Source organism: Pseudomonas sp., assembly GCF_033723075.1.
In the GTDB taxonomy this organism is placed as follows: Bacteria; Pseudomonadota; Gammaproteobacteria; order Pseudomonadales; family Pseudomonadaceae; genus Aquipseudomonas.
Genome location: NZ_JAWVXU010000001.1, coordinates 46,652 through 67,669, shown reverse-complemented (window position 1 = coordinate 67,669; position 21,018 = coordinate 46,652). Strand labels below are relative to the sequence as shown.

Sequence of the window (21,018 nt, the reverse complement as noted above, 5' to 3'; positions counted from 1 at the left end):
GTGTGCGGGAATCTGAAGTCGTCACTACTCTGCTTCTAGTCGACGATGAGGAGAACATTCTCAATAGCTTACGCAGGATCCTGCGCAGTGAGCCCTACCGATTGCTCACCGCCAGTGGCGGTGAGGCGGCGCTTGCGTTGCTGGACCAGCAGCCGATCGACCTTGTGATTTCCGACGCTCGCATGCCTGGGATGGACGGTGCCACCTTGCTGGCCCAAGTACAGCAGCGTTGGCCGGAATGTGTGCGTATCCTGCTTACGGGATATGCCGACATCACCACCACCGTCAAGGCGATTAACGAAGGGCAGATTTATCGTTATATCAGCAAGCCGTGGGATGACCATGAACTGCGCTCGATTATTCATCAGGCTTTGGCCTTCCAACACTCCGAGCGTGAGCGTTTGCGCTTGGAGCGCTTAACCCACGAGCAAAACGAACGTTTGCAAGAGCTGAACGCGACCCTTGAACAGCGTGTACACGACCGCACCGCCGAGCTTGAGCAGACCGCAGACATGCTCGACCTTGCCTATGTCGAGTTGCGGCGCAGCTATGTTACCGCGACCGAGGTGTTTGCCAATCTGGTCAATCAGCGGCTAACTAGAGAGCGCCAGACCAACACGAAAGTGATCGCTTTGGTCAAGGCTTATGCTGAGTGCTATCAGCTGGACGACCGTACCAGTAACGACTTGGCCATGGCCGCTGCGCTGTACAACATCGGCAAGTTGGCTTGGGATGATGAACTGCTCGGTCAGCCGTCCGACCTGCTATACAAAGCAGGTCGAGCGCGCTACCGCCAATATCCGGCGCTCGGCGAAAGCCTGTTGATGACTCTGGAGCCTGTTCAGGATGCGGGTCGACTGATCCGACATCACCAGGAGCGTTGGGATGGCAATGGCTTCCCCGATCGTTTGGCGGGCGAAGCAATCCCTTTGGGCGCACGCCTGCTCAAGCTTTCCGTGGACTTCATCGAATTGCAGTGCGGCATGATCCTTGACCGCAAGCTGAGCCGCGACGACGCGCTGCTGCTGATAAAGAAATACACCGGTCGGCTCTACGATCCCGAACTCTCCAGTCGTTTCATTGATCTTTGCAATAACCTGACTCCGGATTTGGTCCTGACCGACGTCAGCATCCTTGCGCTGGATACCCGACGCCTGGAGCCCGGTATGGTCTTGGCGCGCGATCTTCATGCTGAGAACGGCATGTTGCTACTGAACGAGGACAAGTCACTGACCTCGGCGTTAATCAATAAGCTTATGGCGTTCGAGGCTTCTGAGGGCGGGCGTTACACGTTATTCGTGCGTAAGCCCGAGAACCAGACGCCTGCTCAAGAGGAAGCTTAGAGTGATCAAAATTCAGTTAGTGGATGATGAACCGCATGTCCTTAGTGCGCTGACGCGGGTGTTACACCCGCATCGCTGGGAGGTACACGTCTTCAGCGATGCTCAGGCTGCTTTGGATGCACTCACTGAGCATGAATATGCCGTGATCATCTCCGACTATAAAATGCCGAATTTAGATGGCATTACTTACCTTCAATTCGCCAAGCAGCGTCAGCCATATGCCTTTCGCATGGTGCTCAGTGCCCATGGTGATCGGCAATCAATGCTGCAGGCTATCAACCGCGCGGAAATCTATCGCTTTCTCTCAAAGCCCTGGGAAGATTACGAGATCGAAACTGCTGTGTGTGCGTGCGTCGATCTGTATTTATTGCGACAGGAGAATCATCGTCTGCTCTCCCAGGTACGTAAGCAGCAGACGGCTCTAGAGCGGCAGCAGGACGAACTGATCCGTCTGGAAGCCGAATACCCAGGAATCACTCGGGTTGAGCGCGATACCGATGGTGCAGTCCTGATCGAGCTCAAAGAGCGTACCGACCATGGCTGATTATCTCGCGCACGAACGCAAGCTCACGCTCAAGGTGGTCTACTACGGGCCGGCCCTGAGCGGCAAGACCACCAACCTCATGCAGCTGCACACGCTGCTGCGCCCGCAGCGCAAGGGCGAGCTCATGGTTCTCGAGACCCGCGACGACCGCACGCTGTTCTTCGACGTGCTGCCGATCGGCCTGCGCAGCGAGAATGGCCTGGATCTGCGTCTGAAGCTCTACACCGTGCCGGGTCAGGTACAGCACGACAGCACGCGCAAGGCGGTGTTGTCACGCGCCGACGGGGTGATCTTCGTCGCCGATTCGCAGGCGGCACAGCAGGACAACAATGCCAATGCCTTCGACAATCTCGCCGACAATCTGCAGAAGCTCGGCATGGATATCGAGCAACTGCCACTGGTGGTGCAGTTCAACAAGCGCGACGTACCCGACGCGGTTGAGGAGGGCGGGCTCCAGGCACGCTGGCGGGACACGCCCTGGGCGCCGTTGTGCATGGCCTCGGCGATCAGTGGTCAGGGGGTGGTAGAAAGCTTTCGCCTTCTACTCGAGCGGCTTTACCCCGCGCTCGACCAGGAGTACCAACTGGCTGATGGCGAAGGCATAGACGCGGCGACCTTTGTTCGCCAGCTGAGCATGGCAGAGGGGGGCAACTGATGCTGGGCTTCGAGGATGACCCGCGGTTGATCGATCTGCTCCCGATCGAGCGCCAGCAACGCCTGCTGCAGCTGCTGCAGGCCCTGGTTGCTCTGCCGCTGAGCCTGCACGAGCACTATCGCGATGATGCCGAGCCGGTCGAGTTCAACCTGGAAACCCTGGCCTGGTTGCATTGCCCGCAGCAGCCACAGGTGCAGCAGGCTGCGGCCCGGGTGTTGGAGTTCGTGCTGTTTTATGTCGGCAAGTATCGCTTGGCCGCCAATCTGCACCACGACACCACTGAGGCCAGCTTCGCCGAGCTACAACGCCAGCATGACGCCCTACAGGCCTCCGAGGCGCGCTACCGAGAGCTTTCCGCGCAGTTGCAGACGCGGGTCGACGAGCAGGTCAAGGTCATCGAACAAGCTCAACAGCAGCTTTACGAAACGGCCCGCCTGCGCTCGATCGGCCAGCTAGCCGCCGGGGTCGCCCATGAGATCAACAACCCGATAGGCTTCATTGCCAGCAATCTGCGGGTAGCCGACGACTATCTCGATGAGCTGAGCGTAAAACTGCCCAGTGACCCCGTCAGCGCCCTATTGCTGAAGGATTTCAAGGATCTGCTGGGCGAATCGCTCAGCGGTACCCAGCGCATCGCGGCCATCGTCACCGACCTAAAGACCTTCTCCAACATCGATCAGGCTGATTTCGTGCCCTGTGATTTGAATGCGTTGATCGGCACCACCTGTCACCTGCTGCAGGCCGAGAGCAGTCAGGCGTTGCATGTCGAGCGGAAACTATCCAAGTTACCGCACTTGGCCGGCTATCCGGCGAAGATCTCGCAGGTCTTCTACAGCGTGTTGGACAATGCGGTGAAGGCCCTCGCTGGGCCGGGCACCATACGCATCACTAGCCGCATGGGCGCGGATGGGGCGCTGGAGGTGATCGTCGAGGACAACGGCTGCGGCATCCCCGCAGACGATTTGTCACGGGTCTTCGACCCGTTCTTCACCACTCGCCCGGTCGGCTCGGGAAGCGGCCTGGGCTTGAGCGTGGCGCGCGACATAATGACCGCTCATCAGGGCGAGATCCTGATGCACAGCCGTGTTGGTACGGGCACTCGAGTGACCCTGCGCTTTCTCAGCCATTAAGGAACTCTCGTGGCCAAACGTTATGCATCGCTGTTTGTCGGAGAGGGGCCCAATCTCGAGGAGATCGATGCCGTGTCCAGCGCACCCTATCGTCTGCTCTTGGTGGATGACGAGCCGGGCATTCTCGCTGCTCTGCGCCGGGTGTTTCAGCGCGAGAACTATGAGCTGCACTTCGCCCGCAACGGTGTTGAAGCGCTGAAAATTCTTGGTGGGCAGCCGATTCATCTGATCATCAGCGACTTCATGATGCCGCAGATGAATGGCAGTGAGCTCCTCGCTCAGGTACGCGAGCGCTGGCCGGAGACCATTCGCATCATGCTCACCGGGCATGCCAGCACTGATGCGGTTATGGGGTCAGTCAAGGGCGGCGCGGTCTACCGTTTTATTCTCAAGCCCTGGAACGATGATGATCTGCGTCTGACTATTGCCCTGGCCCTCGAGCAATATGCACTGATGCAGCGCAACCGCGCCCTCGAGCAGGAGAACCACCAACAGAGCCGCGATCTTGCAACCCTTGCCAAGCTCGGCGTCACTAACCGCAGCCAGTTGGCCATCATGCTGCACAAGAAAGGCCTGCTAAACGCCCAGCAGATCCAGCTGCTGCACAAGGAGATGCAGACCCACAAGACCCCGGTGATGCGCCAGTTGATGCAGCACGACTGGATCGATAGTGACAAAATTTACCAGCTGATGCGCAAGGACCTGATGTTCGAAGAAGTCGACCTGCGCGAGTTTCAGGTCGACCTGCCCCTGCTGGCTCTGGTGCCGCAAGCGGTCTGCACGCGGCAGCTGGTGCTGCCACTGCGGGTTACCGACAAGCGCCTGCGCCTGGCGATGGCCGACCCGATGGACATGGGGCTGATCGAAGAGCTCGGCTTCATGACCGGCTTCAGTATCCATCCCTTACTGTGTGAGCTTGAGCAGCTGCAAAACAAATTTCGGGAGATATTCGGCGAACCCGGCAATCAGCTCGAAGACTTGGCAACGGTGGTCGGTAACAGCGACCCCTACGAAGGCATCGAGATCGTCCTCGACGACGACGCCAACACCGAAAGCCTCGAGCAGCTGCTGGGCAGCTCGGAGGATCCTCCAGCGATCCGCCTGGTTAACGCAATCATCCTCGAGGCGCTGCGCCTGGGTGCCAGCGACATTCATATTCATCCGCGAACCAAGCAGATAGTGGTGCGTTACCGCATTGACGGCGTGCTGCAGGACAAGATCCAGATCCCCAGTACCCTGTTGATGTCGCTGGTTTCGCGGATCAAGGTGATGGCCGAGCTGGACATCACCGAACGGCGGCGCCCGCAGGACGGCCGGATCACGGTGAAGACGCCGATGCGCATCGTCGACCTGCGCATCTCCACGCTGCCGACCATCAACGGCGAAAAAATCGTCATGCGCGTGCTGGAGCGTCAGTCCGCGGCGCAATCGCTGGAAGATCTCGGCCTGTCGGCGCACAACCTGAAGCGCCTGCTGCATGTGGTGAGCAAACCGCAGGGCATCATCCTTGCCACCGGGCCGACCGGCAGCGGCAAGACCACTACGCTGTTCGCCCTGCTGCAGCACGAGGCCTCGCCGGAGAAGAATTACGTCACTATCGAAGACCCGGTGGAGTTCCATGTCGACCTGGCAGGCCAGGTGCCGGTGCGCGAACGGATCGGTCTGAGTTTCGCCAGCATCTTGCGTGCGATCCTGCGCCAGGACCCCGATGTCATCCTGCTTGGCGAGATCCGCGATCAGGAAACCGCCGACGTGGCCTTCCATGCCGCTCTCACCGGCCATCTGGTGTTCTCCACCCTGCACACCAATTCGGCGGCGGCGACCATCGCCCGTCTCTTCGACCTAGGTCTCAAGCCCTATGTGCTGGCCTCTGCACTCGAGGCGATCATCGCCCAGCGGTTGGTACGGCGCATCTGCAGCCACTGCCGCGTCCCTGTGACGCCCTCCAAGGAGGTGCTGAGAAGCCTGGCGGCGTGTCTGCTCGAGCCGAACCTGCAGTTTTTCCAGGGGCGAGGCTGCGAGCATTGCAACCAGGGCTACAAGGGCCGGGTAGGTATTCACGAGGTGCTGACCATGAGCGACAAGTTGCGTGACGCTATCTCCCAGGGCGCCGGCGCAACCCAGTTGCAGGCCATTGCCCGCGAGCAGGGCATGACCACGTTGTTCGATGACGCCCGGGAGAAGATCCATTGCGGTCTGACCACCATTGAGGAGGTGCTGCGCCTCCTCGGTCCACAGGATGTGGAGGAATACTGATGAAGGCTCGTTATTTGGTCTTCCAGGCATATCTTCACGTCCTGAGCTTTGCTTTGCTGGCAATGGGCATTCTCAGTCTGATGAGCTATTGGCGTGTCGAACAGCCGACCGCTCATACGCTGGTGCTGCTGCCAGACGGTGCCTTTTTCGCGTCGCTCTTGGGGCTGGCCTTATTAGCTGCGGCCAGGCAGGCGTTCAGAGTATTGGGCATGGCCGCCATGCTGCTGTTCTGCTTCGCGCTATATACCCTGTCGCATAACTACCTGGCCGGTGGTGCAGACGTTGGCGTCTCCTGGGTCAGCGGCTTCTTGCGCGCACGCAGTGCTCTGGCGCTGACCGTGCTCCTGCTGCTCGTTGCGCTCTTGTTGAGTATTGGATCGCGCAAGGCCAAGCGTTGCGGTCAGGTGATCGGAGTGGCAGTCATGCTCCTGGGTACGGTTGGCCTGCTGGGCGTTGCCTGGCCAACGCTTGAGGCTCACCACCTTGGCTTCAAGTACTCGGCGACCCATATCGCCAACGTGTTTTGCGTGCTGTTGGGTGTGGCTGTGATTCTGCTCGGCTTCCTGCCTCGAGAACGTAAGGGCTTGCTGGACGGCCAGGCACTGGCAGCCGGCGGTATTGCTACGCTGCTGACGTGCATAGGCTGGTATGTACTTAGCCAGCAGGGAGTTGAATCGATCAACCGCGAAAGCGAGCTGCTGCTGACCAAGATGGAGGGAGCCACCACATCCCACTTGGAGCAGCGCCTCGAACTCATGCAGCGCATGGCTGAGCGCTGGCAAGCAGTGGGCCGTCTGCCGTCCTCGGCCTTGTGGCAGCAGGAGGCCCGCAGCTATCTGCGCGACTTCCCGCAGCTCGGCGCCGTGGCGGTACTCAACAACGACTTACGGCCGTACTGGCTCGAGCCCCAATCTCTGGGGCAGGATGACTGGCTTAAGCAATTTCTCCGCGACCCAAGTCAAGCAGCATGGTTAAAGCATGTGCAGGTCGACCAACTGACACATATGAGTAGTGTCCGCCGCTACGCCGCGGGTCAGGGAAACCACGCACTGATTGCGCTGCCACTGCAACTGCCAGGTCATGAGCGCTGGCTGTTGGTTGCAAGCGAAAATATCCAAGAGGCGCTGGATGAGTTGCTGGGGCGCGAGTTGTACGGTTTCTCCATGCGTGTGTACCAGGGCGATAGCCTGATCTACGGCTCGCCAGCTAACGAGCCGGGCAGCGAAGTTATCCCCATTGGCGAGCGGAAAGTTACCTTGCACCATGACATGACCTGGCGCCTGGTTTCCTATATCGGTAATCCCCAAGCGCGCTATACAGCGGCCTATCTACCTGCGCTAGCCATGTTGTTCGGCCTCACCTTGAGTTTTTTCCTGATGGTCAGCCAGCGCCTGGCTCGGTTGGCCATCGAGCGGTCCAGGCACTTGGCGGCTGCCAACGGCCAACTGGAAGAAAGCCTGCAGCGCCAGCTGCGCATGCAGGCCTTGAATCAACGCATCATGCAGTTTTCCCTCGATGTGCTCTGCTCGATCGACGTGCAGGGGCGCTTCAGTGAGCTCAGTCCGTCCTGCGAAGCCGTGCTCGGCTACAAACCCGAGGAGTTGATCGGGCGATCCTTTATCGACTTTGTGCTGACAGACGATCGCCAGCGCACCCAGGAAGAGGCGGTCACAGTCATGGCCGGGCAAACGACCCGCACTTTCCGCAATCGTTACCGTCACCGCAATGGGCGAACCGTTCACATCCTCTGGTCTGCCGACTGGTCAGAGGAGGAGCAGACAATGTTCGCGGTGGCGCACGATATCAGCCTACTGGTGCAAAACGAGGCGTTCGCCGAGGAGCAGCACGAGATTCTCAGCATGATCTCCACCGATCGCCGCTTGAGCGAGATTCTCACAGCAATTTGCCTGATGGTAGAAGCGCAGGAGCCCAGCGCACTGTGCTCGGTGCTGCTCACTGACGCTGCGGGCCAGCACCTGTTGACAGGTGCGGCGCCAAGCTTGCCCCAGGCCTACAGCCAGGCCGTCCACGGCATGGCGATCGGTCCCAAGGCAGGCTCCAGTGGCACGGCGGCTTTCCTCCGACAACTGGTGGTAGTTGAGGACATCCGCCTGAATCCGCTCTGGGAGGACTACCGTTGTCTCGCACTGGAGCATGGCTTGCGTGCCTGTTGCTCCTTGCCGCTGCATTCCCACCAGGGGGCCGTTTTGGGTGTCTTGGAGATGTACCGGCGTCAGGCTCATACCCCGAACAATGAACACCTTCAACTGCTCGCCAGCGCTGCGCAACTGGCTGCTATCGCTATCGAGCGTGAGCACGACCGGCTGCGGTTGCAAGAAAGCGAGCAGCGTTTCCGCTCGCTCTTCACCTTCAATCCAGACCCGGTGTTCTCCTTCGATCTGTGCGGTCGGTTTCAAAGCATGAATGCAGCGGGCGTGCAACTGACAGGCTTCAGTGAGGCGGAGTTGCTTGGCCAGCGTTTCGTCGATGTGGTAGTCGACGAGGAGTTGCCACGCGTCGAGGAGCATTTCGCTGCAGCTTGTGCGGGTCAGCCGCAACGTTATGAGCTGCACGCCCGCGACAGGCAGAACAACCAGTTGACGCTGGACGTGACCACCCTGCCGATAGTAGTCGACCAGCGGATCATCGGGGTGTTCGGTATTGCCAAGGATGTCAGTGCAGAGCGCCGTGCCGGCCAGGCGCTCCGCGAGCGCGACCAGTTTTTCAAGCTGTCCCTGGAAATGTTCTGCATGATTGATATGAGGGGGAACTTCATTCAAGTCAATCCAGCCTTTGCCGAGGTGTTGCGTTACCCCGCTTCTGTGCTGATCGGTTATTCCTACTTGGATCTAATTCATCATGATGACCGGGCCAAAGTAAAAGAGGCTGTGCATCAATTGCAGTGTGGCGAGCTGGTTCAGGGGCTTGCAATCCGAACGCTGGATGCCACAAACCAGCAACGCTGGCTGGAACTGAGTGCGGCCTTGGGTGAGGATCAGGTGATTTATTGCGTTGCTCGAGATATCACGGAGAGGCGCACAATCGAACAACAGATTCGTCGCAGTACTATGCTGCTAAGTATGGCTGGGCACACCGCGAAGCTTGGTGGTTGGTCGCTCGAATTGCCGGAGAACATGCTGAGCTGGTCGGAAGAAATGTGTAGCCTGCTCGAGTATCCGGTGGGTGTCATTCCAAGTTTTGAGGAGAGTTTTACCCTCTACCCAGAGCGAGCCCGCAAAGTGTTCGGCGAGGCAATGCGCGCGTGTGCAGAACAGGGCAAGAGCTTCGACCTAGACCTGGAGATCCGCACTGCAAATGGTCGTTTACTTGATGCGCGGATCACCGCCCAGCCAGTACATGACGAGAGTGGGCAGATCGTACGTATGGTTGGTGCTTTTCAGGATATCAGCGAGCGGAATCAGACTCAGCGCGAGTTGCAGCGTCTAGCTGGACGCCTCACTACCACGTTGGAAAGTATCAGTGATGGCTTCTACACGTTGGACAACGACTGGCGTTTCACGTACGTCAACGGCGAGGCCGAACGCTTGCTCGGGGTGCAGGCGGCGGCATTACTGGGTACGGTCTTGTGGTTTTCACTTCCCGGCGTGCGCGAGGGCGAGATCGGCGTGCGTTACTTGCGTGCGGCGGCGCAGGGCACATCTGAGCATTTCGAGGTTTTTTACGAACCACTCAAGCGCTGGTTCGAAGTCCATGCCTTCCCTTCCGATGAGGGCATAGCCGCCTATTTTCGTGACATCAGCGAGCGTCGGCGCACCGAGCAGGAGCTGCAGGCCACCCTGCTCGAGCTCGAGCGCAGCAACCGCGAGCTGCAAGAGTTCGCCTTCGTTGCCTCCCATGATTTGCAGGAACCGCTGCGCAAGATCCAGGCCTTTGCCGAACGTCTAATGGTTAGATCGGAGGCTCTGGATGAGTCGGGCCGTGATTACCTGCAGCGCATGACCTCTGCCGCAGCGCGCATGCAGTCGTTGATAATCGATCTGCTCGACTACTCGCGGGTCAGCAGCCGTGGCCAACCGTTCCAGCGGGTGCAACTTGCGGAGGTTCTGAGCGAGGTGTTGGAGGACATGGAGAGCACATTGGAACGCACCCAGGCGCAAGTCGATTACGCGCAGTTGCCGACAATAATGGGAGACGCGACTCAGCTACGCCAAGTGCTGCAAAACCTTATAAGTAATGCCGTAAAGTTTCAGGCACCTGGTATCAGGCCTGTTATCCGCATCTATACGGAGCATGAGGATGTTGATACCTGGAACCTTTGCGTGGAAGACAACGGCATCGGCTTCGATGAAAAGTATCTTGACCGTATCTTCAACCCCTTTCAGCGTCTGCACAGCCGCCAGGCTTATGCCGGAACCGGTATCGGCCTGGCAGTAGTGAAGAAGATTGTCGAACGGCATGGCGCACATATCAGCGCAATCAGCTCCCCGGGAAAGGGCAGCGTTTTTAGCATTACCTTTCCCGCGTCCGATAAGGCTTATGCATGACCGATTCACATCCCGTGCACATACTCATTGCCGATGATGACCCTGATGATTGCCTGCTTACCTGTGAGGCATTCAAGGAGTGCCAGGTCGCCAACCCGTTACATTTTGTGCACAACGGCGAGGAGTTGATGGACTACCTCAAGCGTCGCCCGCCGTATAACGACGACAAGCTGCATCCATTGCCGGGGTTGATTTTGCTTGATCTCAATATGCCGTTGAAGGACGGACGTGAAGCACTGATTGAGATCAATGCCGATAAGCAGCTGCGCGCCATTCCAGTGGTCATTCTGACCACCTCTTCGGCCGAGGAAGATATCGTGCACAGCTACCAGGCCGGAGGAAGCTCTTTCATCACCAAACCCGTGAGCTTCAGTGGCTTACTCAAAGTAGTAAAGGCGCTCAGTCGCTACTGGCTGGAAATCGTCAAGCTGCCAGTGGACAGGAACCGTTTATGAGTGTGCTTGACCAACCATTGCGCTTGCTATTGATCGACGATGACGAGGATGACTTCCTCATAACCCAAGATTTACTGCGTCAGGGAATGGCGCAAGCCTTTGTGCTGGATTGGTGCAGCGATTACCAGCAGGCCCTGCAAGCTGTCTTGAGTCAAGCGCACGATCTCTACCTGGTGGATTATCGGCTGGGAGCTGAGTCGGGGCTGGAACTGATTGGGTGCGCCCTCCAGGCTGGTGTGCGTAAGCCGATCATCCTACTCACTGGGCAAGGCGATAACCAGCTGGATGCCAGTGCAATCGAATTGGGGGCGGCCGACTATCTGGTCAAGGGTCAATTCGACAGCCCTCAGTTGGCGCGGAGCATTCGTTATGCGATCGACCGCTGTCAGGCCACAGTACGACTAGCTGACAGCGAAGCACGCTATCGCATGCTGTTTGAGTCGAATCCAGAACCTATTTGGGTGTTCAGCAAGGCGACCATGGTCTTTCTGGCGGTTAATCACGCCGCTACCCGTTTTCTGGGATATGGCCAGAACGAGTTCCTTGCCATGACCGTTTTGGATGTTCGCAGTGCGCAGGAGCAGGAGCGTTTCCTTGAGTATTTCAATTCGACGCTACGGGCTGCGTACATCAGTGATCTGGACGCTAGCATCTGGACATACCTGCACAAGGATGGACATGAGGTCTGTGCGGAAGTGTTGGTGCATGATTTCACTTTTGATAATCAGCCCAGTTTTTTGGTGGTCGGTATCGATGTCACGGAAAAACAGAAGGCCCGTCTGGAGGCGCAGCGGCGCGAACACAGCTTCCGCAAACTGTTGAGCGATACCCGTGATGCCGTGCTGGTTGTCGATAATACCGGCGTCGTCTGCTACGCCAATCAGGCTGCTGAGACGCTGTTTGGCACGTCCCAGCAGCAGTTGCTTCAGCAGTGCTTCGAGTTGCCCGATATCAGCGAAGAGCTCTTCGAATGGAACCTGCCAACCCCTGCTGGTGACGAGGTCGCTGTGGAGATCCATCTGGCTGAGACGGATTGGGAGGGGCGTCAGGTACGCCTGTTGTCACTGCGTGATATTAGCGAACGCAAGGAGTCTGAAAAGCAGCTTCGCCTGCTCAAACGCAGCCTGGAGTCGAGCTACAACGGTGTGATTATTGTAGATGCGCGCGAGCACGATCAACCGATCATCTATGTCAATCCGGCGTTCGAGCGCATTACCGGTTACTCCGCAGACGAAGCCTTGGGTCGCAACTGCCGTTTCCTGCAGGCGGGCGAGCGCGACCAGGCAGCGCTCGAGATCATTCGCACTAACCTGCCCCGGCAAGATGATGCGCATGTTGTGTTGCTCAACTACCACAAGGACGGCACGCCATTCTGGAACGATTTGTACATCTCGCCGGTCCTCAACGAGTGCGGCGAACTCACCCATTTTGTCGGTGTACAGAACGACATCACCGAAGAAAGACGCTATCAAGCTGAGCTCAGTTTCAATGCCTGTCATGATCTGCTAACCGGCCTGCCTAACCGCAGTCTGCTCGAGGATCGCTTGCGCCAGGGCTGTAAAATTTCCAAGCGCTATCAGCGTAGCCTGGCGGTGATGTTCATCGACTTGGATGGCTTCAAACCGATCAACGATTCGATCGGTCATCATCTAGGCGATCAGGTGCTGGTCGAAGTGGCGCAACGCATGTCCGCCCAAGTGCGTCCAGGCGATACCGTGGCGCGCATGGGCGGTGATGAGTTCATTGTGCTGCTGCCAGATTTGGCGCGCGAGGAAGACGTACTGCAGGTCGCGGAGCGCTTGATCGCCAGCATCGCCCGCCCTTATCGAGTAGAGGGTATCGATCTACATATTACGGCGAGTATTGGCATTACCCTGAGCGATGGTGGACTTGAGCAGCCGCTGCAGCTGATTCAGCAGGCCGACTTGGCCATGTTCAAGGCTAAACAGGAGGGCCGCAACAATTATCAGTGGTACACCAACGACCTCAATCAGCGCGTGGGTGAGCGTGTCACCTTACGCAATGAGCTGCAGAAAGCCATCGAGAGCCAGGCTTTCGAACTCTACTATCAGCCGCAGATCGATGGCCGTAGCGGGCGGGTCGTTGGGTTCGAGGCCCTGCTGCGCTGGCAGCACCCTGACCGGGGCTTCATCCCACCGGATACCTTCATCGCACTCGCCGAAGACACTGGACAGATCATTCCGCTGAGCGAATGGGTGCTCGACACGGCCTGTCGGCAGATTCGGCAACACAGCCAGCAAGGTTTGACTGGACCCACTGTTGCCGTGAATATTTCTCCGGTGCATTTTCAGCGCAACAATTTTGTCGACAGTGTGCAAGCGGTGCTGCAGAAACACTCGCTTAGCGCTGAGCTTCTTGAGCTAGAGATCACTGAAACAGTGTTGTTTAACAATGCAGAACGAGCCATTGAAACCCTGCATCGACTTAAAGAGCTTGGCGTCCGCATTGCTATCGACGATTTCGGTACGGGTTTCTCAAGCCTCAACTACCTGAAGCGCTTGCCGATCGATAAGGTCAAGATTGATCGCTCCTTCGTTAAAGACATTATCAGCGATCGCCACGATGCTGCTATTACCCAAGGCATCATATCCATGGCACATCACCTGAGGCTCAAGGTGGTCGCCGAGGGGGTGGAAACCGAGCCGCAGCTCGCTTTCCTGAAGAAATGCCGCTGCGACGAGTTTCAGGGTTACTACTTCGCCAAGCCGATGCCCTATGCCGAGATTGCGGGCTTCCTACGTGATCGTTTGAGGGGACACGAGGCGGATTCAGAAGTAAGCCTTGCCCACGGCGAGCAAACGCAAACATTGCTTTTGCTCGACGACGAGGAAAATATTCTCCGTGCTTTGGCGCGTGTGTTACGCCGTGACGGCTATAAAATCCTCATGGCTACTTGCGCCCGGGATGCCTTCGAATTACTGGCCAAACATGATGTACAAGTCATTCTCTCCGACCAGCGTATGCCTGAGATGAGTGGTACCGAGTTTCTCAGCCGGGTCAAGGATCTCTATCCAAACACTATCCGCATAGTGCTCTCCGGTTATACCGACCTGAAATCCGTAACCGACGCCATCAATCAGGGTGCTATCTACAAGTTCCTCACGAAACCTTGGGATGACGATGAACTTAGACAGAATATTGCGCAATCTTTTCGTGAATTCATGATTGCGCAGAGTAAGGTCTCCGACGTCCATGAGGTGGAGTAAGCATTACTATTACAATCGTGTCGCTCTTAACGGGTGGTCCGATTTGCGCGGATTGGGCTACTGAAACTCGTCTTCTGAACGTCATGGCGTGTTTTGCTACAAATTGCCGAGGAAGGTTGGCAGTTTTGCTTCATGCGGTAGACGGCATTGATGAGGCTTTACGGGAAGCGGTCTTGCGTTCGATGGTGGGGACGACTGGGGTGCAGTGGGCCTGGCATTCATTATCGTGGTGGTAGTGAAGGGCGGCGGCAAAAACCGAGTGCAATACCTGAGGCTGACCTACGACCAGGGCAGGGAGATGGCGCGACACGCCGAGATCACCCAGAAAACCGGCATAGCGATCTACTTCTGCGATCCGCACAGCCCTTGGCAGCGCGGCAGCAACGAAAACATCAACGGTCTGATCCGTCAGTACCTGCCCAAAGGGGACTGACTTGTCGGGACACAGCCAAGAACAGTTGGATGCCATTGCCTTGCAACTGAATATGCGCCCCCGTAAACGCTTCGATTTCAAATGTCCGATCGAAATGATGGGGGGAGGTGATGCAAAAGGCCATGGCTATGCGGCACGATGCGCGCACTTCAATTCAATAACAGAGTTGCACTCAGCTCCTGCAACCGCCAGTCCAATCCATCATCTGAATCAGCAATGCAGCTATTTGGTCTGTTGTTTCACGTCCTCATCTGGCTATTTTGGCTTCCCCGCCAAGGCAGGTTGTTCTATTTTTATCAACCGTTTGTCAGCCAACGAACGGTTGTGATGCCGTCGCGCGCAGAAAGTCCAGCCGAGAAAATAGTGGGTATCAAAGCGGGTATTAGTCGTCGTGTTTCTTTAGCTTGTACAAGTAAAATCAAAAGCTTATGAAGCAAAGAAAGATCATCCACGTCGATTGCGACTGCTTCTATGCCGCCATCGAGATGCGCGACGACCCGAGTCTGGCCGGCAAGCCGCTGGCGGTGGGCGGCGCTGCGGACCGGCGCGGGGTGATTGCCACCTGCAATTACGAGGCCCGCGCCTACGGAGTACGCTCGGCGATGGCCTCCGGGCATGCGTTGAAGCTGTGCCCGGACCTGCTGATCGTCAAGCCGCGGATGGAGGCGTACAAGGCGGTGTCCCGCGAGATCCAGGCGATCTTCCGTGAGTACACCGAGCTGATCGAGCCGCTGTCGCTGGATGAGGCCTATCTGGATGTCTCGGACAGCCCGCACTTTGCCGGCAGCGCCACGCGGATTGCCCAGGACATTCGTCGGAGGGTCTCGCAGGAGCTGCATATCACCGTCTCGGCGGGTGTGGCGCCGAACAAGTTCCTGGCCAAGATCGCCAGCGACTGGAAGAAACCCAACGGCTTGTTTGTGATCACCCCTGATCGGGTCGAGGCGTTTGTGGCGGCCTTGCCGGTGAGCAAATTGCACGGGGTCGGCAAGGTGACTGCCGACAAGCTGGCGCGGCGCGGAATCCGCACCTGCGCTGACCTGCGCGAATGGCAAAGGCTGAGCCTGGCCAAAGAGTTCGGCAGCTTCGGCGAACGCCTCTGGGGGCTGGCCCGCGGCATCGACGAGCGCGCGGTACAGACCGACAGCAGGCGCCAGTCGGTCAGCGTGGAAACCACCTACGACCAGGATCTGCCGGATCTGCCGGCCTGTCTGGGGCAACTGCCGCAGTTGCTCGACGAGCTGGAGAGGCGCATGGCGCGGCTGGATGCGAGTTATCGACCGGACAAGCCCTTCGTCAAGATCAAGTTCCACGACTTCACCCAGACCACTCTGGAGCAGGCCGGTGCGGGTCGTGATCTGGACAGTTACAGGTTGCTGCTGAGCGCCGCCTTCACCCGCGGCAACAAGCCGGTGCGTTTATTGGGCGTCGGCGTGCGTCTGCACGACTTGCGTGGGCGGCATGAGCAGTTGGAGTTGTTTGCCCGTTGAGGTGGCGCCGCGGATGCATACCGCGTCACGGCCCATACGTAGGGGCGGCCGCCGCGTCTTCGAGGTCGCGCTGTCGCGCAGCAAACTTGAGGTAATTGCGTTTGTCGGCTTGTAGGTACTTGTAGGAGCGGGCCATGCCCGCGATGCGTTTCGCGGGCATGGAACTGGGCGTCCCCCCCCACTCCTACAGGGGAGATAGGCGGCGCCCCCTCAGCCTTGTTCCGGCCACAGGCGCAGCGGCTTGCCTTCTGCCGGCCACAGGCGCAGTTGCTCGATCGGCGAGACATCCCAGCGCTGCACTTGGCCCAGGCTGTCGAGGAAGCGTGCTTCCTGTTCCATCAGTGCTGGAGCGCACATTTTCCGGGTGCTGCCGGCGGCGCCGAAGCTGAGTCGTTCGCCTGCCAGGGTGTAACTGGCGAACCAGTGGTTGCAGCCGGCGTTGCCATAGGCGCGACCGTCCGCGCCGAGGGTGATGGTCAGGTGGCTGCGGTCGATCAGTGGGCGTTCGCCAATCCATTCCACCTGATAGCTGCGTTCGGTTTCCAGTTGCAGTGGCACGTTGCTGCAGCCGAGCAGGCTGGCGCTGAGCAGGCCGACGGCGAGGGTGCGTTTCATGCGGCTTCCTTTCGGCATTTCGGGCACAGGTGCTTGCCGTTCTGGCTGCGCCAGCCGAGCTCGTTGATCCGTGCTTCGGCTGCAGGCGCCTGGGCTTTCTTGCCCAGCGCGGCATCGACGGCAAACTCGAAGTCGAGTTGTGCGGCGCAGCCGTCGCAGTTGACCTGCCAATTGAAGATGGCCAATTCACCGAAGACCGGGCCTTTGGCGACCGCGACCCATTGTCCGGGCGGATTGATCAGGTGGCGTACCTTCTCGACTTCTAAGCGCATGCTCAGCTCGCGGCTGCCCTTGAGGGTGACCAGCAGGCTGTCGCCGCTGCGCATCGAGCCGCCGTTGCCTGTCACCTGGTAACGGCCCGGTGCCAGTGCGCGGCATTCGATCAGGGTGTGCTCGGGGTTGAGCAGGTTGTAGCGGAAATCGTGTTCGGCCATGGTTCCTCCAAGTCAGCGGCAAATGCTATCACGCGCCGGGCGGCACCTGATTGCTCGGTGTGCCGGCGGCCCAGGCGGTGATGTTGTCCAGGGTGGTGCGGGCGATAGCCGCCAGGGCTTCCTGGGTGAGAAATGCCTGGTGGGCGGTGATTATGACGTTGGGAAAGGTCAGCAGGCGTGCCAGCACATCGTCTTGCAGGGGCTGGTCGGAGCAGTCCTCGAAAAACAACTCGGCTTCTTCCTCGTAGACATCCAGTCCCAGGTAGCCGAGCTGGCCGTCTTTCAACGCGCCGATCAGCGCCGGGGTATCGATCAGGGCGCCGCGTCCGGTGTTGATCAGCATGACCCCGGGTTTCATCTGATGCAGGCTCTGGGCGTTGATCAAATGGTGGCTGCTCTCGGTCAGCGGGCAGTGCAGGCTGATGATGTCGCTGTCGGCTAACAGCTGCGCCAGTGATACCTGGCTGCCGCCCAGCTCCCTCAGACCCGTCACGGGGTGCGGGTCGCACACCTGCAGGCGGCAGCCAAAGCCGGCCATGATCCGCGCGAAGACCATGCCGATCTGGCCGCCGCCGATGATGCCAATGTGCTTGCCATGCAGGTCGAAGCCGGTCAGGCCGTGCAGGGAAAAATCGCCTTCGCGGGTGCGGTTGAAGGCGCGGTGAATGCGCCGGTTGAGTGCCAGGATCAAGGCGACTGCATGCTCGGCCACCGCGTGCGGTGAATAGGCGGGTACCCTGACCACGCACAGGCCAAGCCGCTTTGCGGCCTTGAGGTCGACATGGTTGTAGCCTGCCGAGCGCAGGGCGATCAGGCGTGTGCCGCCGGCGGCTAGGCGCTCCAGCACGGGTGCCGAGAGGTCATCATTGATAAAGGCGCAGACCACTTCATGGCCCGCCGCCAGGGCGGCGCTGTCGAGGGTCAGGCGTGCCTGCTGGAAGTGCAATCGATAGTCGGCGGGCGCGCCAGCGGCATTGAAACTGTCGCTGTCGTAGGGCTTGCTACTGAAAAAGAGAATTCGCATGCCGACTCCTGGGCAGCCTGTCCGAGAATGCCGATTGACAATAAATTGTTGGGTCGGGCCGCGTAGGTCGGGCTCAATCGCAATATTTTATATTTCCCGACAGGCTGCTAGGCACTGATCTGCGCCTCTTTGGCCAGTCGTTCTATCGCCGCGTCGAGCAGGTCCAGTGCACTGGCCGCGGCGGGGTCATTCTGTTTCAGCAGGGTTTCGCTGCGCTGACAGGCGGCCCGCAGTTGCGGCACGCCACAATAGCGGGTGGCACCGTGCAGGCGGTGCACGCGTTCGATCAGGGTGTTGCGTTCGCCTGCGTCGCGGGCCTGGCGGATGGCCTGGCGATCGGCCGGCAGGCCGGCCAGCAGCATGCTCAGCATGTCGGCGGCCAGGTCGGCTTTGCCGGCTGCCAGGCGCAGGCCTTCTTCTGCATCCAGTACGTGCAGGCCGCGGCCTGCGTTGGCACTCTCGCTGGTTTGCTCGGGGCCTTGATTGCGTAGCGCCAGGCCGGTCCATTTGAGTACCACCTGGGCCAGTTGCCGTTCGCTGATGGGTTTGGTCAGGTAGTCATCCAGGCCGCTTTGCAGCAGGGCGCGTTTTTCGTTGGCCAGGGCATGGGCGGTCAGGGCGACTATGGGGACGGGGGGCAGGCTGTGTTCACTCTCGTGCTGGCGAATCGCTTCGGTGGTTTGGCGGCCGTCCATGCCGGGCATCTGGACGTCCATGAGAATCAGGTCGAAGCTTTGCTGCTGGGCTCTTTCCAGGGCTTCGTAGCCGCTGTTGGCCGTGCTGACCTGGGCGCCCATATCGTCCAGCAGGGTTTGCACCAGCAGCAGATTGGCCGGGTTGTCGTCGACACAGAGCACCAGTGGTGGGCGGCTCGGGGCTGGCTGGCTGATTTCCGTGGGTGCTTGGCGCGGGCTGATCAGTTCGGCCAGCGCGCGCTGCAGCTTGCGTGTGCAGGCCGGTTTGGCTTGCAGCTGGCTGTGCGCGTCGGGCAGGACTTCGTGGTAGAGCGCTTGTTCGGTGGTAGGGCAGAGCACCACGGTCTTGCAGACGAGGCGCTCGAGGTCCCAGATGCGCTGGCCAAGGCGCTCCGGCGGTAGGTGCTGGGTGCTGACGCCGAGCACGGCGATGCCGATCGGCTGGCTGCTGTGGCGCGCGCTGGCGACCGCTTCGAGCAGGTTGTCGAGATTGTCGAAGGTGCTGACCAGCAGGCCGCAGTCCTCCAGTTGATGTTGCAAGGCCTGGCGTGACAGCTCATGGCTTTCCAGGATTGCCGCACGGCGTCCGAGCAATGGTGGGCGGGGCAGGTCTTCGGCGTCATCCCGGGCTTTTGGCAGGCTCAGGCTGATCCAGAACTCCGAGCCCTCGCCGGGCGTGCTGTCGACGCCGATCTCGCCGCCCATTTGCTCGATCAGACGCTTGGAAATCACCAGGCCCAGGCCGGTGCCGCCGGCCTGGCGCGACAGCGAGTTGTCGGCCTGGCTGAAGGCCTGGAACAGTGCGCGCAGGTCTTCGCTGGACAGGCCGATACCGGTGTCGCGCACGCTGATGCGCAGTTGGGCGCGGTCAGGGCTCTCGTCTTCGAGCATCGCGCGCATGACGATGCTGCCTTCGCGGGTGAACTTGATCGCGTTGCTGACCAGATTGGTCAGGATCTGCTTGAGCCGCAGCGGGTCGCCCACCAGAGTCAGCGGTGTGTCGCGGTAGACCAGGCTGAGCAGCTCCAGGCGCTTCTCATGGGCGACCGGGGCGAGGATGGTCAGGGTGTCTTGCAGCAGGTCGCGCAGGTTGAAGGGAATGCTTTCCAGGATCAGCTTGCCGGCCTCGATCTTGGAGAAGTCGAGCACCTCGTTGATGATCCCGAGCAGGCTGTCGGCGGATTTCTCGATGGTGCCCAGGTAATCCTGCTGGCGCGGGGTCAGCTGGCTTTTCTGCAGCAGGTTGGTGAAGCCGAGAATGCCGTTGAGCGGGGTCCGGATTTCGTGGCTCATGTTGGCGAGGAATTCGGATTTGATCCGACTGGCCTCCAGGGCTTCCCGGCGGGCGAAGTCCAGTTCGATATTCTGGATCTCGATGGTCTCCAGATTTTGCCGCACGTCTTCGGTGGCCTGGTCAACGCTGTGCTGCAACTCTTCCTGGGCGTTGAGCAGGGATTCGGCCATGCGGTTGATGCCCGAGGCCAGTTCGTCCAGTTCATGGCTGCCGAGCGGTGGCAGGCGGGTGTGCAGGTGGCCGTCCTTGAGCTGGGCGACGCTGTATTTGATCTGCCGCAGGGGCTCGTTGATGCTGCGGCTCATGCGCAGGGCGAGCAGGGCTGTGACGATCAGGCCGGTACCGATCAGCAGCAGGCTGGCGAGCAGGCTGCGGTAACCCTTGAGCAGGGTGCCCTGGTGCGATAACTCCAGTTCGACCCAGCCGAGCAGCTTGCTGTCGGGACGCGCCAGCGGCTCGCCGGTGAGGCTCAGGTGCTGTGCCAGCACCGGCAGGAGAAAGCGCGTGGCATCCTGGCTACTGCGTCGGCCCGCCTGGCTCGGGTCATCGCCGGGTGGCTGATCGAGCATGCCCGGGCCGGCATGGGCCAGGCGTGCGCGCTCGACACCGAGGAAGCTGACGGCTCTCACGTCGGGCTGCTCGAGGGTCTGCGTGGCAATGCGTTGCAGCAGGGCCGCGTCATGGCGCTGCAGGGCAGGCGCGGCCAGTGGCGCCAGTTGTTCGGCGATCATCTGCCCGCGTTGCAGCAGTTGTGCCTGCAGGTCCGACAGCTGCGCCCAGATGAAGTAGCCCCCCAGCACCAGCGCCAACAGGCTGGTGGGTAGCAGGGTGAGCATGAGTACGCGGCCTTTTATGCCTAGATCCTTGAACACGGACGTCCTTCCTCATTGCTTGTTGGCTGAACTCAAGCTGGCAGTG

The 21,018-nt window shown here is 59.5% G+C and carries 13 protein-coding genes and 1 pseudogene; 10 read left to right on the top strand and 4 right to left on the bottom strand.

All coding sequences use genetic code 11. The features are described 5' to 3' along the window. Window positions 1-2 precede the first annotated feature (2 nt). The 10 genes and pseudogenes from R3355_RS00325 to dinB all read left to right on the top strand — a co-directional run bounded on the left by R3355_RS00325 (window position 3) and on the right by dinB (window position 16,038). Window positions 3-1,343, top strand: coding sequence for an HD domain-containing phosphohydrolase (locus R3355_RS00325; RefSeq protein ID WP_318959574.1), 1,341 nt, complete (start codon window positions 3-5; stop codon window positions 1,341-1,343). Window position 1,344: 1 nt separating this feature from the next. Continuing rightward, window positions 1,345-1,887 (top strand): response regulator, encoded by a 543-nt coding sequence (locus R3355_RS00320; RefSeq protein ID WP_318959573.1) that lies wholly within the window; start codon window positions 1,345-1,347, stop codon window positions 1,885-1,887. Then, a complete protein-coding gene (locus tag R3355_RS00315) occupies window positions 1,880-2,542 on the top strand; it encodes a GTPase domain-containing protein (RefSeq protein ID WP_318959572.1) in 663 nt (220 codons plus the stop codon). Before R3355_RS00320 ends, R3355_RS00315 begins: the two co-directional genes overlap by 8 nt. Continuing rightward, on the top strand, window positions 2,542-3,672 hold the full coding sequence (locus R3355_RS00310; protein WP_318959571.1) for a sensor histidine kinase: 1,131 nt from the start codon (window positions 2,542-2,544) through the stop codon (window positions 3,670-3,672). The genes R3355_RS00315 and R3355_RS00310 overlap by 1 nt, the downstream gene beginning before the upstream one ends. A gap of 9 nt (window positions 3,673-3,681) precedes the next feature. Next, window positions 3,682-5,928 carry an ATPase, T2SS/T4P/T4SS family gene (locus R3355_RS00305; RefSeq protein ID WP_318959570.1) on the top strand — a complete coding sequence of 749 codons (2,247 nt, stop codon included), beginning with the start codon at window positions 3,682-3,684 and terminating at the stop codon, window positions 5,926-5,928. Continuing rightward, window positions 5,928-10,433, top strand: a complete 4,506-nt coding sequence (locus R3355_RS00300; protein ID WP_318959569.1) for a PAS domain S-box protein — start codon at window positions 5,928-5,930, stop codon at window positions 10,431-10,433. Before R3355_RS00305 ends, R3355_RS00300 begins: the two co-directional genes overlap by 1 nt. Then, a complete protein-coding gene (locus R3355_RS00295; protein ID WP_318959568.1) occupies window positions 10,430-10,888 on the top strand; it encodes a response regulator in 459 nt (152 codons plus the stop codon). The genes R3355_RS00300 and R3355_RS00295 overlap by 4 nt, the downstream gene beginning before the upstream one ends. Then, window positions 10,885-14,115 carry an EAL domain-containing protein gene (locus R3355_RS00290; RefSeq protein ID WP_318959567.1) on the top strand — a complete coding sequence of 1,077 codons (3,231 nt, stop codon included), beginning with the start codon at window positions 10,885-10,887 and terminating at the stop codon, window positions 14,113-14,115. The genes R3355_RS00295 and R3355_RS00290 overlap by 4 nt, the downstream gene beginning before the upstream one ends. A 274-nt stretch (window positions 14,116-14,389) precedes the next feature. Further along, a pseudogene (locus tag R3355_RS00285) lies at window positions 14,390-14,709 on the top strand (IS30 family transposase); the annotation flags it as partial. Window positions 14,710-14,976: 267 nt separating this feature from the next. After that, a complete protein-coding gene (gene dinB / locus R3355_RS00280; protein WP_318959566.1) occupies window positions 14,977-16,038 on the top strand; it encodes a DNA polymerase IV in 1,062 nt (353 codons plus the stop codon). 210 nt (window positions 16,039-16,248) lie between these two features. Here dinB and R3355_RS00275 read toward each other — a convergent pair whose 3' ends face one another. The 4 genes from R3355_RS00275 to R3355_RS00260 form a co-directional block, all read right to left on the bottom strand. After that, window positions 16,249-16,653, bottom strand: coding sequence for an META domain-containing protein (locus R3355_RS00275; protein WP_318951327.1), 405 nt, complete (start codon window positions 16,651-16,653; stop codon window positions 16,249-16,251). Continuing rightward, entirely contained in the window at window positions 16,650-17,087 is a 438-nt protein-coding gene (locus R3355_RS00270; protein WP_318959565.1) for a hypothetical protein, read from the bottom strand. The genes R3355_RS00275 and R3355_RS00270 overlap by 4 nt, the downstream gene beginning before the upstream one ends. Window positions 17,088-17,115: 28 nt before the next feature. Then, a complete protein-coding gene (locus R3355_RS00265) occupies window positions 17,116-18,111 on the bottom strand; it encodes a 2-hydroxyacid dehydrogenase (RefSeq protein ID WP_318959564.1) in 996 nt (331 codons plus the stop codon). A gap of 107 nt (window positions 18,112-18,218) precedes the next feature. After that, the gene (locus tag R3355_RS00260; protein ID WP_318959563.1) at window positions 18,219-20,972 is read right to left on the bottom strand and encodes a response regulator; all 2,754 of its coding nucleotides are present in this window, start codon (window positions 20,970-20,972) and stop codon (window positions 18,219-18,221) included. Between the last annotated feature and the right edge of the window lie 46 nt (window positions 20,973-21,018).